This window comes from Mesorhizobium sp. WSM4846, from assembly GCF_055811415.1.
Genome location: NZ_JBVVPZ010000002.1, coordinates 331,086 through 346,132 on the forward strand (window position 1 = coordinate 331,086; position 15,047 = coordinate 346,132).

Below are 15,047 nucleotides of genomic sequence, written 5' to 3' on the forward strand. Positions count from 1 at the left end.
CTTGGTCACGATATTCCTCCCAGTGGAACCAGTTCGGATGCCGGCCAACCGGCATCGCATGAGCATCCAGCGACTTCTCCCAGCGTGGACGCTTGCCCCAAGAGAATACCAGACTGAGGGTCCTGTCAATAATTAAATCACTCTTATTTATTATTGACAGCGTGGCGTCGGTCACTCATTCTGGCCAAAAGCATTAAGGGCAACGACGGGAGGAGAACGGGTGGAGACCGGCATACCGAGGCACGGTTCGCCCGAGGCAGCCAAAAGCCGCATTCACCGCGGCACCAACCAGAGCGGCATGCGGGACCACAATGAGCGGCTGGTGCTGTCGCTGGTGCGTCAGCACGGCAGCCTGGCGAAGTCCGACATTGCGCGCATGACCGGACTTTCGGCCCAGACCGTTTCGGTCATCATGCGCGAGCTCGAGGAGGACAACCTTCTTGTCCGCCAGGCGCCGCTGCGCGGCAAGATCGGCCAACCTTCCATTCCGATGGCGCTCAATCCCGATGGCGCCTATTTCATCGGCCTGAAGATCGGCCGCCGTAGCGCCGAACTCGTTCTGATCGATTTTCTCGGCAATGTGCGTTCGATGCTGCAGCATTCCTACCGCTATCCGGCACCGCGCGAGACGGTCGGGTTCGTCACCTCCGGCATGAAGACGATGCGCGGCGAACTCACCCCGGCGCAGGACAAGCGCATTGCCGGACTTGGCATCGCCATGCCGTTCGAATTGTGGAGCTGGGCCGATACGGCAGGTGCGCCGCGCGACGTCATGGACGAATGGCGCCACCGAGACATCCGCGCCGACATCCAGGCACAGTGCGAATTCCCCGTCTACCTGCAAAATGACGCCACCTCTGCCTGCGGCGCCGAACTGGTGTTCGGCAAAGCGGGCACGGCACGCGACTTCGTCTATTTCTACATCGGTGCCTTCGCCGGCGGCGGCATCGTGCTGAACGGTCACCTTTTCGGCGGACCGACCGGCAATGCCGGCGCGCTGGGTTCGATGCCGGTGCCTGGACCGGACGGCAAGCCGACCCAATTGATCGGCGTGGCGTCGATCGCCATGCTGGAAAAGGCACTCAACGCGCGCGGCGTCGAAGCCTCACATCTGTGGACGTCACCGGAGGATTGGGGCGAAATCGGTGTCGAGCTCGACGATTGGATCGCCTGCGCCTCGCAGGCGCTCGCCTATGCCATTGTGGCGGCGTCATCGGTTATCGATTTCGAGGCGGCGGTGATCGACGGATGGATGCCGAAGGCCGTGCGGCGCCGGCTCGTCGATGCCGTTATCGATGCTATCGGCAAGATCGACGGTGAAGGCCTGAAGCTTCCGGCCGTGCGCGAGGGGACTGTCGGCATTCATGCACGTGCCCTGGGCGGTGCCAGCCTGCCGCTTTCCGAACGCTTCCTCATCGGTTCGACCACGATTTCCAGGAGCACCTGAATGCTGATCGGAATCCCGGCCCTGCTCGGCCCGGAGCTTCTGGCGATGCTGCGTGCCATGGGCCATGGCGACGAGATCGCCCTTGTCGACGGAAACTACCCGGCGAAGGAACAGGCACACCGGCTCATCCGCGCCGACGGTCATCATCTTGCTCCGATGCTCGACGCCATCCTCAGCGTATTGCCCGTCGATGACGCAGTGCCGGAGGCGCTGTTTCGCGCCTCGGTCAAAGGTAATCCCCTGATTGCCGATCCCGTTCATCACGAGATGGAGGCGATCTGCGCCAGGCGTGCTCCGGGCCGCAAGGTGGTTGCGCTTGCCGGCACCGACTTCTATCAACGGGTCAGATCCGCGCACGCGATCGTTGCGACAAGCGAGCCGCGGCTCTACGCCAACATCATCATCCGCAAGGGTGTGATCTATCCGCCGGAGACCAGAAAATCATGATCCTCTGTTGCGGCGAAGCCCTGATCGACATGCTGCCACGCACCACGACTGAGGGCGAGCCGGCCTTTGCCCCCTATGTCGGCGGCGCGGTGTTCAACACGGCAATAGCGCTCGGCCGGCTGGGAGCGCCCGCCGGTTTCTTTTCCGGCCTGTCGACGGATCTGTTCGGCAACCAGTTCAAGGACGCGCTGAGGGCAAGCCAAGTCAGTTCCACCTATGCGCACACATCGCCCCGGCCGACCACGCTCGCCTTCGTGCGGCTGGACAACGGCCAGGCGACCTACACGTTCTACGATGAAAACACAGCCGGACGGATGCTGACCATCGACGATCTGCCGAAACTCGGCAGCGAGATCGAAGCCATGCTGTTCGGCGCCATCAGCCTGATCTCGGAGCCGGCCGGATCCGCCTACGAGGAATTCATGCGGCGAGAGCACAGCCGCCGCGTCATGATGCTCGACCCCAACATCCGGCCGAATTTCATAGCGGACAAGGCCAGGCATCTCAGGCGCATCCGCTCGATGATGGCCATGGCCGATATCGTGAAACTGTCGGACGAGGACCTCAACTGGTTCGGCGAAGCCGGCTCGCACGAGGACGTCGTCCGCAACTGGCTGGAGCGCGGCCCGACGCTGATCGTCGTCACCCATGGCAGCGAAGGCGCCATCGGCTACACCAGGGATCACAAGGTTACGGTCGTGCCGGACGAGGTCGAGGTGGTCGATACGGTAGGCGCCGGCGACACGTTCAACGCCGGCATCCTGGCCTCGCTGCACGAGCAAGGCCTGCTGTCGAAGGAGGCGATCGCCAATCTGTCGGACGACGCCATCCACAAGGCGCTGGCGCTTGGCGCCAAGGCTGCGGCGGTAACCGTGTCGCGGGCCGGCGCCAATCCGCCTTGGCGGCATGAAATCGCCTGATTGGACCGCGATGCGCTGAGGATGCGCTAACATCGATCACTTTATGTTTCGCCCAGCCGAGCGCGTGCGACACGAAGGCCGTGTCGTGCGCAACAAAGCCCCGGATTTCCGGCGTCTGATAGGGACCTGTCGGACTGAGAGGTAACAGGCTGCGACATTTGAGCAATTCGTCGATTGGTCCGTGCAGCTTTCTCGGCCGCGCCAAGTCTGATACCAGCGGCCGGTTATCTGGCTAGTCCCGTTTGAGGCCGACATGCAGTTCATCGATCTTGGCGCGCAGCGCGAACGAATCCGCGACAGACTGAAAGCTGCCATCGAACGCGTCGTCGACGAGGGTCGCTACATTCTCGGACCTGAGGTCACCGAATTCGAAAACAAGCTCGCCGCCTATGTCGGCACCAAGCATGTCGTAGCCTGCGCCAACGGCACTGACGCGCTGCTGCTGCCACTGTTTGCGGCCGACATCGGTCCAGGTGACGCGGTGTTCGTGCCGAGCTTCACCTTCGCCGCCACGGCGGAAGTGGTGGCGCTGGCCAAGGCCGAGCCGGTTTTCGTCGATGTCGATCCGCAGACCTACAATATCGACATCGCCAGCCTCGAAGCCGCCATCGCCATGATCAAGGCGGAAGGCCGGCTGAAGCCAAGGGCGATCATTCCCGTCGACCTGTTCGGGCTCGCCGCCGATTACGAGGCGATCATGGCCATCGCCAACCGCGAAGGGCTGATGGTGATCGAAGATGCCGCCCAGGCGATCGGCGGCTCGAGCGACGGCAAGATGCTGGGTTCGTTCGGCGCGGTCGGCTCGACCAGCTTCTACCCGGCAAAGCCGCTCGGCTGCTATGGCGACGGCGGCGCAATGTTCACCAATGACGATGCGCTGGCCGAACAGCTCCGCTCGTTCGCCTTCCACGGCAAGGGCGAAACCCAATATGACAACGTCCGCGTCGGCATCAATTCGCGGCTCGACACGCTGCAGGCGGCGATCCTGATCGAGAAGCTGGCCATTCTTGAAGACGAGATGGTTGCCCGGCAAGCGGTCGCCCACCGGTATGCCGAAGGCCTCGGCGACATCGTCAAGGCGGCGCGCAATCTGGACGGCGGCCGTTCAGCCTGGGCGCAATATGCCATCGAGACGCCGAAGCGCGACGGGCTGAAGGCGCATCTCGGGGAAAAAGGCATCCCGTCGGTGATCTATTATGTGAAGCCCTTGCACAGCCAGATCGCCTACCGCGACTATCCGCGCACGCCGACAGGTCTTACCGTTTCTGAGGAGTTGCCGAAGCGTATCCTGTGCCTGCCCATGCATCCCTATCTGAGCGAGGCCGACCAGGATCGGATCATCGAGACGATCCGCAACTATATCGGCTCGAATTCGGCGCAAATCGCCGCCGCGTAGGCGCGTAATCTCCCCCTTCGAGGGGGAGATGCCAAGTTTGGCAAAGAGGGCAGGCCAGAGGGTCGCCACGCGTGAAGCGCCGACTTTCCCTCTTTCGTTTCGATTCCATATGCGTCGCACCTGCTGAGGCGACCCCTTCTGTCGCCTTCGGCGACATCTCCCCCTCAAGGGGGGAGATTACTGGCCCGCGCTCTTCCCGCTGGCGATGAAATGCGGATTGGCAAAATCCACGTCATCGCTCTGGTTGCGCTTGCCGTAGGCCAGCGGCTGACCATCGAGCGAGCGCGTCATCCCGCCTGCGGCGCGCAGCACCGCGTCACCCGCCGCGGTGTCCCATTCCATGGTGCGGCCGAAGCGCGGATAGACGTCGGCCTCGGCGCTGGCGACAAGACAGAATTTCAGCGACGAGCCGACCGAGACGATCTCGGCAGCGCCCACCGTGCGGATATAGGCTTCGGTCTCGGGCGTATTGTGGGACCGGCTGGCGACGACGGTCAGTGGCGCCACGCCCGTTCTGGCCGAAATCGGCCGACGGCCGATGATCTGGTAATCGCCATTGACATCGATTGCTTCCGCCCTGCCCGGCCGGCCGGAAAAGAAGCGTCCGGTGCATGGCGAAAAGACCACACCGATCTCCGGCACGCCGTGGCGAACGAGCGCGATGTTGACGGTGAAGTCGGTCCTGCGGTTGACGAATTCCTTGGTGCCGTCCAGTGGGTCCACCAGGAAGAAGGCGCCCTCGAGGTCCGGCGGCACGATGCCGGCCGATGCCTCTTCCTCAGCCACGCAAGGGATATCAGGGAACGCCGCGCGCAGCCCGGCGAGAATGATCTTTTCGCTCTCGCGATCGGCTTCGGTCACTGGCGAGCTGTCAGATTTCTGGTCGACCGCGCAGCCGGCATCAAAAACACGCATCACCTCTCGCCCCGCCGCCAGGGCAAGGCGCTCGAACACGCCGAGCATCGCTTCGTCGTCAGATACCGCCGCCGCTGTCGTATTGGTTTTCGGCAATGTCGCGCTCGTTCAGCCAGAGTTCCAGGGCTTCTACCATCTCCTCGGCAGACTTGCCGAGTGTCTTGAGATGGATTTCGGGATTTTCCGGGGCTTCATACGGTGAATCGACGCCGGTGAAATTCTTGATTTCGCCATTCAACGCCCGCGCATAGAGGCCCTTCGGATCGCGTCTGGCGCATTCCTCAAAGGGTGTGTCGACAAACACCTCGACGAATTCACCGCTGGCCATCAATTCCCTGGCCATCCGCCTTTCGGCGCTGAATGGCGAAATGAACGAAACGATGACGATCAGCCCGGCATCGGCCATCAGGCGCGCCACTTCGGCCACGCGGCGAATGTTTTCGACGCGGTCGGCGTCGGTGAAGCCAAGATCGCGATTGAGCCCGTGGCGGACATTATCGCCGTCCAGGATGTAAGTGTGGCGGCCGGTGGCGAACAGCTTCTTCTCGAAAAGGTTGGCGATGGTCGACTTGCCCGACCCCGAGAGCCCGGTGAACCAGAACACAGCAGGCCGCTGGTTCTTCAGATCGGCGCGGCCATGCTTGCCGACATCGAGCGATTGCCAGTGGATGTTTTCGGCGCGGCGCAGCGAATGCAGGATCATGCCGGCGCCGACCGTGGCGTTGGTGATGCGGTCGATCAGGATGAAGGCGCCGGTCGTGCGGTTCTCGGCGAACGTATCGAAGACAATCGGCGCCCGCGTCGAGATGTTGCAAATGCCGACCTCGTTCATCTCCAGCGACTTGGCCGCCTCATGGGCAAAATCGTTGACGTTGACGCGGTATTTCAGGTCGGTGACGGTAGCGCTGGTCTGATCGGTCTCGGTCCGCAGGATATAGGAGCGGCCCGGCAGCAGCGCGTGCTCGTCGAACCAGACGATGTTGGCGGCGAACTGGTCGGCGACCTGCGGCCGCGCCGCCGGCGACACCAGCATGTTGCCGCGCGAGACCTCGACCTCGTCGTCGAGAACAAGGGTGATGGCCTGGCCGGCGACCGCCTGGCTCAGATCGCCGCCATGCGAGACGATGCGCCTGACATGAGCGGACTTGCCGGATTTGGCGACAACGACCTCGTCGCCTGGTGAGACGGAGCCGGACGCAATCGTGCCGGCAAAACCGCGAAAATCGAGATTGGGGCGATTCACATACTGCACCGGAAAACGGAACGGCAGTTCGACAACGGCTTCATCGACTGACACGGCTTCCAGATGTTCGATCAGCGTCGGGCCGGAATACCACGTCGTCTTATCCGAGCGGCTGGTGACGTTGTCGCCGTAACGGGCAGACATCGGGATGGGCACGATCGTCTCGAAGCCAAGCTTGTGCGAAAATTGCCGATAGTCCTCGATAATCCGTTCGAACACCGCCTTGTCGAAGCCGACGAGATCGATCTTGTTGACGGCGAGCACAATGTGCCGGATGCCGAGCAGCGAGGCGATGATCGAGTGGCGCCTTGTCTGGCGCAGCACGCCTTGCCGGGCGTCGATCAGAACGATGGCCAGATCGGCGGTCGACGCGCCCGTCGCCATGTTGCGCGTGTATTGTTCGTGGCCAGGCGTATCGGCAACGATAAATTTGCGTTTTGGCGTGGCGAAAAAGCGATAGGCGACATCGATGGTGATGCCCTGCTCGCGCTCGGCCTCGAGGCCATCGACCAGCAGCGCAAAATCGACGTCGTCGCCTGTCGTCCCGTGCTTGCGCGAATCACGCTCGAGCGCAGCAAGCTGGTCCTCGAAAATCTGCTTGGTGTCCGAAAGCAGGCGCCCGATCAACGTCGACTTGCCGTCGTCGACGGAACCGCAGGTCAGGAAGCGCAGCAGCGATTTTTGTTCCTGCACCGCCAGATAGTCACGAATGCCGTCGGTGGTGGCAAGGTTTTTGGCCATGGTGTGGCGCATGCTCAGAAATACCCCTCGCGCTTCTTCTTTTCCATCGAGCCGGCTTCATCACGGTCGATCAGGCGGCCCTGCCGTTCGGAGGTGCGCGCCGTGAGCATTTCGCCGACAATGGCCTCCAGCGTGTCGGCGTCCGATTCGATCGCGCCGGTCAGCGGATAGCAGCCGAGCGTGCGGAACCGCACCAGCCGGTTCTCCACCGTCTCGCCGGGACGCAACTGCATGCGGTCGTCGTCCCTCAGAATGAGCATGCCGTCGCGTTCGACGACCGGTCGCTCCTTGGCGAAGTAGAGCGGCACGATCGGGATGTCTTCCTGGAGAATATACTGCCAGATATCGAGTTCGGTCCAGTTCGACAACGGAAAGACCCGGATCGATTCACCTGATGCAATGCGGGTGTTGAATATCCTCCACATCTCCGGCCGCTGGTTCTTCGGATCCCAGACGTGCTGGGCATTGCGGAAAGAGAAGATCCGCTCCTTGGCGCGCGATTTCTCCTCGTCGCGCCGCGCCCCACCGAAGGCTGCATCGAAGCCGTATTTGTCGAGCGCCTGGCGCAGCGCCACGGTCTTCATCACATGCGTATGGGTGTTCGAGCCATGGTCGAAGGGATTGATATTATCGCGCACACCATCGCCGTTGACATGGACCAGGAGATCGAAGCCAAGCTTTTGCGCCATCTGATCGCGAAAGGCGATCATCTCGCGGAATTTCCAGGTCGTGTCGACGTGGAGAAAGGGAAAGGGCGGCTTGGCCGGATAAAACGCCTTCATCGCCAGATGCATCAGCACGGAAGAATCCTTGCCGACCGAATAGAGCATGACCGGCTTGGCGAAGGTCGCCGCAACCTCGCGAAAGATATGGATGGATTCGGCTTCAAGCCGCTGCAGATGCGTTAGCGCGATGTTCATTGGCTTTAAGCGTTCTCTCGTGCCGCCCAGATCTTGCATCGATGCATCAGGCGCAATTTTGCAGCGGCCCGGTTCAAGCTTCACTTCTGGACGATGTTGTTTTCGTGCAGGCGTTCTAGCAGATCGCCATTATCTATAACAATGCAAGACAGGCCTGCGCTGGAGCGGTTCGCGAATGATTTTTCCACGCAGGGACCAGAACCCGGAAAATTCCTGCTCAGATCGCAGGCCATCGCCAGGCGGCGCTAGGACGGCGTACCGACGGGAACGAGCAATTTTTCCCCGTTGTGGTCGATCTCGATCAATTCACGCTTCTGGCGGGCTGCAAATCCTTTGTGGAAGATAATGGCGTTCATGAAGGCAAACGTCATTGCAAGCGCCTCGGTCCGCAACGGATAGTCGACGAGTGAATGAATGAGAAGAAACGACACGGAGAGAAACGCCGCCTTTTGAAGGGGATCGCGACGAACTCTCGCAAGCGCCATAAAAAGAACCACGAAATAAAGCGCCATCAACAGAACAGCAAGAACTCCGCCCTCGAAAGCTATTTCAAGATACTCGTTGTGAGCATGATTTACATACTGCCTGAAAATCATCTCTTGCTTTTCATATATCTGGTAGGCCCTTTGAAAATTCCCAAATCCAACGCCGGTGGCCCAATTCTCTTTGATCCCCTCAATGGTGGTGCGAGCAAACTCTCCTCGCCCGAAATCTCGGTCAATCGCTTCGGCCTCGATCTTCGTCCACGCGCCTATCGTAAACACCGAGAGTACTATGAAAACTGCAAGGATGCTGAGTCCACCCACCCTGGAACGCGTTGAAAGAAAGACTATGGATAGCACGGTGATCGCTAACCCGATCAGAACGCCGGCGCGCGAACCGACGGCCAAAAGGAGCAGCAAAAGCGTGGCCAGCCCGAGCGATCCCGACAAAAGATGTCCGCGGAACAAACCGTAATAAACGACGAAGGGAATAGATACAAAAAGTAACGCCGCAAAATGATTCTCGTTGGCAAAAAGCCCGGCGTTTATCGTGAACGGCAATAATCCCTTTATGGCAATGTCGTCCGAGAGCGAATATTGAATCGCGCCTGCCAAGCCGTTGCAGATTACACCCATAAAAAAGAACGGCAGAAGGGCCTGGACCTGCGCGACACGCAAACGCAAAACGCTCAAAAAAAACGCCGCCAACGCCACCAGATACAACAGACTTTCGATCGTCCGTCCAACGCCGACACTGACGAACCGAAATCGAGTTTCTCCAACCAGCCCGGAATCTGCGAGCAGCACTTCCGGTCGCAATCCGCTGAAAATCGCCGCAGGCAGCGGAACAATTTGCAAAACCACAAGCGCCCCAGCGAAGATAAGCAGCCACAGAACAGAATGGGGGGTTCTTTGGCCAGAGGCCTGTGAAAAGACCGCCGCAGCCGAGAAAATCGCCGCGACCTCGATCAGCGTGTCCGTGTAAAGGCCGCTCGCAGTGCCACCGCCGATCAGCAGCGATATAAACAGAACCGATCCGAGGAGATATTTATCCCATTCCGATGGCCGGTCGCTCAAGATGAAAGTCTCTCGATGCTCAATTTGTGCATTACCAGCGTGCCGACGTAGCGAAAGCGCCAGCTCTCGGCAATGGCGGCAGTTTCCAGCCTCAATAATTGCATGGGGCACCCGGTCGATCCCACCGAAAACTCCTGACCGAGCGCCTGGCGATTGTATGTACCCTCCGGAATATTGAACCGCCCTGTTTCGCTGGCTGCACCTACGCACCAGATCGACCAGAACAATTCCTTTGGAAGCTTCAGGTTTCTTGCAGAAGCAAGCAAGGAAATCTTGTACGAACCAGGAGGCAGTTCAATATACTGCGAAAGCGCCGCATGCTTAACCGGCGTATTCAAGAACCGCACCGTCGCCCCACCCTCGCCTTCGACGGAATCGTTCGATGTTGAAAACGCAATTTCCAGGCCCGACTGATCGTGGACTTGCCAATCGAAAGGCTTGCCGCTCCGCACCGGTTCAAAGGTACTGTTGAAAATATACCCGCCCAATTTCCGTTCCTGATCTGACAGACTGAAAAGGAACAAACGATACGCCCGTTCATATTCCTTTTGACCAATGTACCCTTTGATCACAGCAGACACTTCGTTCGAGTTTGGTGGCGCACTCGACCCAGCCAAATCGAGCAGCAGCCGATTTGCGAAATCAAGCCCTTCGGGGGTTTTGCCCAGCGTGACCAACAGATTGGACCTCCAGGGCGCCGCGGCCCTGATGGCTGCCAGCACAGCCTGGTATCCATCGGGGTTCGAGAGGATTGTCGGCAGCCCCTCGGCGATCGCCGGAAATTGATCTGGCCATCGCCGCAGCAAGATATCGATGTCGCGGACAGCCCCGGACAGATCGCCTATTCCGATCGAGCGGCCTATCGACCTCTGGAGCGCGTGGATTTCGGTCTTGGACAATTTTCGAGCCTGATCGAAAAACTCATAGGCCTGGTCTTTTTCACCCTTTCGGTACTTGATCTCGCCGATCAGGCTGTAGAGACGCGCGTCCGCAAGGTCAAAACGAAGCGCGCTTTCGGCCTTGGCAAGCAATGCGTCGAGATCGGGAACATTGCTTGTATCGTTCAGATCGTCGGTAATCTCGCCTATCAAGGCATTGACGTTCAGCGGATCCAGCGCGAGGGAAACGGTTGGAGTCGCGGCTTCAAGAAATCGACTTAACCCGATCGACGAAGCCGCCAACACCAGAACGGATGCGGCGAACCAAACGCCTGAACGTCGGAGATTTCGCATAAGCGGGCTGGTCTGCTCCATCATCGACTTTGCCCTCAATTTTCGGGGTACTCGTGCCGTAATCGTAATACTGGTAGTTCATATATTTGTAGGCGTAGTTGTAGTCGAACTTGTTCACTGCAAACTTCGACATCGCGGCTCCGACCACGTTCGCGCCGGCAGCCCGCAAGCGCTTCAACGCCGTCTTCGCCGACTTGCGCGTGACCTGATTGGTAGAGATGACCATCAATGTGCCCTCGGCGAGCCGGCTGAGGATGGGTGCATCTGAAAGGCCGACGACCGGCGGGGCATCGATTATGACAAGATCGAATCGCTTGCCGAGATTGGTGATGATCAGTGCCATCTTTGGCGAAGAGAGAAGATCCGCGGGGTTCGGCGGGATGGTTCCGGAAGTCAGGACGGTCACGTTGGGATATTTCGTCGCCCTAAAAATGGTTGCCAGATCCTCCTTGCGGACGGTGTTCGTCAGCAGATTGCTCAGTCCGATTGTATTGTCGAGGCCAAACAGCCGGTGAAGATTGGGCTTTCGAAGATCGCCGTCGACAATGAGAACCCTTGCGCCGAGCGCTGCAAAATCCTGCCCGAGCTTGAACGCCGTGGTCGACTTGCCTTCCGAGGGTTCCGAACTCGTGACCAACAGCGATCGCGGCGCACCTTCGGCGCCGGAGAACTGCAATGACGTTCGAAGCGAACGGTAGGCTTCGGACAGTCCTGATTTCGGATCGGTGATGCTGGCAATCAATTCCCGGTCATCGACATGCGGCAGGATGCCGAGCATCGCCAATCCAAGTTCCTTTTCGACCTGTTCGGGATTGGTAAAGGTGTTGTTCAACAACTCGATTATGTAAATTATTGACGAGCTGAGCGCCAGGAAAAGAGCCAGAGCGATCGCAAGATTTATGGTCAGTCGTGGAGAATAAGGGCGATTGGGCAGCGTCGCGAAATCGACGATTGCAGCGCTTTGTGTCTTGAGCTCCGAGCTCACGCCAACCTCGTTCAACTTGGCAATCAAATTGTCATATTGCGAGCGGTTCGAATCAACTTCTCGCTTCAAGATGGTGTATTTAATGTTCTTATCGTTGAAGATGACCTGCTGCGTCTCCATCTCGGCAAGTTTTGACTTAAGGTCGGCTTCCTTGTTTTGAGCCTCCTGGTATTTCTGTCGCAGTGAATCGGTGATCGTCAAAACGCCGTTGTCATAAAGCCGCTGCAGTTCCTTGATCTGCGCCTGAAGCTGCTGCATCTCTGGAAAACCGGGCTTCAATATGCCCAGCTTCTGCTGATACTGGCTGGTCAAATCCGACAGTTTCTCGGTGATCTTCTGCAGACCTTCGCTCTCCAGGACTGGGCCGAGGCTCGCCGCGCGGCCCTTGTCTATCTGGTCCACCATCCGTCCAGCATCGAGACGTTCCTGGATTGCTGTCGCGAGAGCGGTGTTGAGTGTCTCGATGTTCGACCCTATCAGCGATTTTTCTTCGCCGGTTATCGTGATGCCCGCATCCTTTGCATAGGCGACGAGTTCCTCTTCGGACTTCTGAAGCTTTTGCTTTACCTGCAAAACCTGTTCCTGGATGAATTGCCGTGCCAGGTCCGACGTCTCGCTGGTCTGATCGAGGCGCTGGTCGATAAAACTTTGCGCGACCTGATTGGCTATATCCGTTGCATATTTCGGTTTCTGATCGGCAAACGTAATCGACAGCAGGCTTGTGTTGGTGACCAGCGTGACCGTGAGGTCATCTAGGATGCGTTCGATCGCAATTTCCTCGCGTTCCTCCGGGGTTTTCTCCTCTATGGAAGGCGATTTGGAAATTCCGAACGCACGATAGAAAATATTGCTGGGCGAGAAGGTCGGGATCGGAAACAGGAAATCCGGCTTTTCGCTGAGCCCCAGTTGAAACACCACACGCTGCGCCAAAGCCCGGCTTTTCAGCTTTTCACTGGCGGTTTGAAAGGCCCGCAGGTCGCTGCTTTCAGAAACCACCTCAATGTCCTGGAACACCTTGGCGGAAGGAACCAGTACTTCCAATTGAGCAGTTGCCCGATATTTTGGCGTCTGCATCATGGTTACGACGACGCCGGCGACAAGCCCGCCCGCTACCATCATCAGTATCAGCCACCGATACTGGACAGCGTAAAACAACAGTTTGAGTGGATTGAAGCGGTCGTCCTGCTCCGAATAATCGCGACCATAGGAGCTATAGTTTTGCGCGCCATCATAATACAGGTCGGGGGACAATGCTTGGCCATGTCCTGGGCCTGCAATTTGATGCTGTCTGTTACGATCAAGCATGGGGCGTAGCAGTCCTAGGTTTGTCTATATCCTGAATTCTGACGGCCATAATTATATTCACGGGATCACCGCAAGTCGGGCTGCACTCGAGGCGACGCCGAGAGCGTCCTTGAGATTCTTCAGCGCAATTTTCGATTTCGAGGCGAAGACGACGATCTTGTCGCCACCATGGATGCGCGGGTTGCGGCTCTTGCCGGCGCGAATCTGCTCCACATTGTAATTTGCGACCAGAGTATTTTGGCCGACATTGCGATAGACAAAGACTTTTTTCGCATCGCCAACGGCATTGAACCCGCCAGCAAGGGCGATCGCATCGATGAGAGAAGAATTGCTCGACACCGGAAAAATACCGGCCCTGGTGACTTCGCCGTCGACGGTAATGCGCTGTCCGATCGATTCCTTGACGAAGACTGACACATCGGGCGACTGGAGATAGTTGGCGCCGTAAGCCGTTTCGATTTCCTGCTCCAACTGACGGACGGTCTTCCCTGCCGCGGTGACGGTTCCGATAAGTGGAAGCGAAATTTGCCCGCCGGCGTCGACTTGAACGGTTCTGTTCAGATTGTCGACCTGGAACACATTCACCTCCAGTACATCGTTGGGCGACAAGGGCTGCTCGTTGCCGTTCTGGCTGTTTTGCGGCGCAGGCAGTTCCTTTACGACCTGCAGGGCGCCGCCGCTGGAGAGCGGCGCCGACGATGACGTCAGTTGCAGCGCATCGACCGAAGTCGGCGAAGACGATGATGTCGTCGACGAGGTGCTCGTGCAGGCAGACATCGAGAGCGAAACGAGCAAGGCACATATCGCGCCCGTATAATCTTTTGCGAAATGAAAAACGCCCATCACGCAGCCCCACCCTTCAACAAGCGGCCCAATCCTGCAAAGCGACCGAAATTGCCGGGACTTGGCTTTTTCGAGTGAGCCTTTCCGACCGGCTCGAGAGGCCGGTTCGCCAATATCTCGCCTGGACGTTTCAACACCATATTGCGGGCCTCATCTTCCCCACATCGCTTCGCGGCAAGGGCAACCGCCTGCGAAAGCCCAGGGCGCCGGCGGGTGGCGCCATGGGTGTCCGATGCGATAATATCTACCCTACCCTCGTCAATCAGCTTTTCCGAATAGTAAAGCGCCGTGCGTCCAAAAGCACCAACAATCGAGTCTGCGGTAAGTTGAATCAGGCAACCCACTGCATTCAAATTCTCAACAACGTCGTAATTCGTCTTGATCCATGTCAGCCGCTCAGGATGGGTAAGAATCGGAACGAACCCGGCGTTTATGAGGCGCAGAGCGAAATCTTCCAGCCTTGGCGGCAAGACGTGATGCGGCGGCTCGAATAAAAAATAACGTGATCTGTTCAAGGTCGGCACGCTGCCGAGCGCCAATTGCTCCGGCAGATCCGGCGCTATATGCACGTCGGCGCCAACGTAAAGCGCAAGCGGTATTGCGGCACCGCGTAGCGCCTGTTCCAACTCATGAACCGCTCGGGCAATATTTGCCGATCCGTTTTCGTACATGCCTGGCACGATATGCGGCGTACACGCCAAATGGGTCGTTCCGTCGGCCACCGCCAACCGCGCCATTTCCAGCGATTCAGCAAGACTGGGCGAGCCGTCGTCAAGCCCGGGCAGGATGTGGGAATGCAGGTCGATCATAAGTGGCCGCGCTGAAGCAAACTGACGACTTCTCCCAACAAAAGGCAAATGCGCCACCCGCACCAGAGCGAATGACGCATTTGCCAAGGTTGTGCAAAACGGTAGAATTCAAGCTATTCGCTGACAGCATGCAAGCCAATGACCAGCACTGCCGCGCCACCCTTCACAGTGCCCCCGGGCGAGACGAATCCGCCCAGACGGAGCGCACTCAGCTTCAACTCAAGTGATAGAGCGGTATGGTTGACGAATTCCATCAATATCCCGACTCCAGCTGCCGCGCCAAAG

The 15,047-nt window shown here is 58.7% G+C and carries 12 protein-coding genes; 4 read left to right on the forward strand and 8 right to left on the reverse strand.

Going from position 1 to position 15,047, the window contains the following annotated elements; translation table 11 throughout:
- Positions 1–220 precede the first annotated feature (220 nt).
- From AC0L15_RS03810 to AC0L15_RS03825, 4 genes are all read left to right on the forward strand, one after another.
- Positions 221–1,447, forward strand: coding sequence for an ROK family transcriptional regulator (locus AC0L15_RS03810; protein WP_287244942.1), 1,227 nt, complete (start codon positions 221–223; stop codon positions 1,445–1,447).
- Positions 1,448–1,894: an RbsD/FucU family protein gene (locus AC0L15_RS03815; protein ID WP_287244945.1), complete on the forward strand. Its 447-nt coding sequence runs from the start codon at positions 1,448–1,450 to the stop codon at positions 1,892–1,894.
- On the forward strand, positions 1,891–2,814 hold the full coding sequence (locus AC0L15_RS03820; RefSeq protein ID WP_287244949.1) for a carbohydrate kinase family protein: 924 nt from the start codon (positions 1,891–1,893) through the stop codon (positions 2,812–2,814). The genes AC0L15_RS03815 and AC0L15_RS03820 overlap by 4 nt, the downstream gene beginning before the upstream one ends.
- A gap of 253 nt (positions 2,815–3,067) precedes the next feature.
- The gene (locus tag AC0L15_RS03825) at positions 3,068–4,210 is read left to right on the forward strand and encodes a DegT/DnrJ/EryC1/StrS family aminotransferase (protein WP_287244952.1); all 1,143 of its coding nucleotides are present in this window, start codon (positions 3,068–3,070) and stop codon (positions 4,208–4,210) included.
- Between the two features lie 177 nt (positions 4,211–4,387).
- Here the strand turns inward: AC0L15_RS03825 and cysQ are convergent, their stop codons facing one another.
- The 8 genes from cysQ to AC0L15_RS03865 form a co-directional block, all read right to left on the reverse strand.
- On the reverse strand, positions 4,388–5,173 hold the full coding sequence (gene cysQ, locus AC0L15_RS03830; RefSeq protein WP_287245653.1) for a 3'(2'),5'-bisphosphate nucleotidase CysQ: 786 nt from the start codon (positions 5,171–5,173) through the stop codon (positions 4,388–4,390).
- Positions 5,174–5,183: 10 nt separating this feature from the next.
- Entirely contained in the window at positions 5,184–7,121 is a 1,938-nt protein-coding gene (gene cysN / locus AC0L15_RS03835) for a sulfate adenylyltransferase subunit CysN (protein WP_473495907.1), read from the reverse strand.
- Between the two features lie 2 nt (positions 7,122–7,123).
- Complete coding sequence (gene cysD / locus AC0L15_RS03840) at positions 7,124–8,029, reverse strand: sulfate adenylyltransferase subunit CysD (RefSeq protein WP_473495908.1); 906 nt, start codon at positions 8,027–8,029, stop codon at positions 7,124–7,126.
- 245 nt (positions 8,030–8,274) lie between these two features.
- Positions 8,275–9,588: an O-antigen ligase family protein gene (locus AC0L15_RS03845; RefSeq protein ID WP_473495909.1), complete on the reverse strand. Its 1,314-nt coding sequence runs from the start codon at positions 9,586–9,588 to the stop codon at positions 8,275–8,277.
- On the reverse strand, positions 9,585–10,844 hold the full coding sequence (locus tag AC0L15_RS03850) for a tetratricopeptide repeat protein (protein WP_473495910.1): 1,260 nt from the start codon (positions 10,842–10,844) through the stop codon (positions 9,585–9,587). The genes AC0L15_RS03845 and AC0L15_RS03850 overlap by 4 nt, the downstream gene beginning before the upstream one ends.
- Complete coding sequence (locus tag AC0L15_RS03855; RefSeq protein ID WP_473495911.1) at positions 10,732–13,110, reverse strand: GumC family protein; 2,379 nt, start codon at positions 13,108–13,110, stop codon at positions 10,732–10,734. The genes AC0L15_RS03850 and AC0L15_RS03855 overlap by 113 nt, the downstream gene beginning before the upstream one ends.
- A gap of 57 nt (positions 13,111–13,167) precedes the next feature.
- Complete coding sequence (locus AC0L15_RS03860) at positions 13,168–13,905, reverse strand: polysaccharide biosynthesis/export family protein (RefSeq protein ID WP_473495912.1); 738 nt, start codon at positions 13,903–13,905, stop codon at positions 13,168–13,170.
- Positions 13,906–13,952: 47 nt separating this feature from the next.
- Positions 13,953–14,762, reverse strand: coding sequence for a tyrosine-protein phosphatase (locus AC0L15_RS03865; protein ID WP_287325695.1), 810 nt, complete (start codon positions 14,760–14,762; stop codon positions 13,953–13,955).
- Between the last annotated feature and the right edge of the window lie 285 nt (positions 14,763–15,047).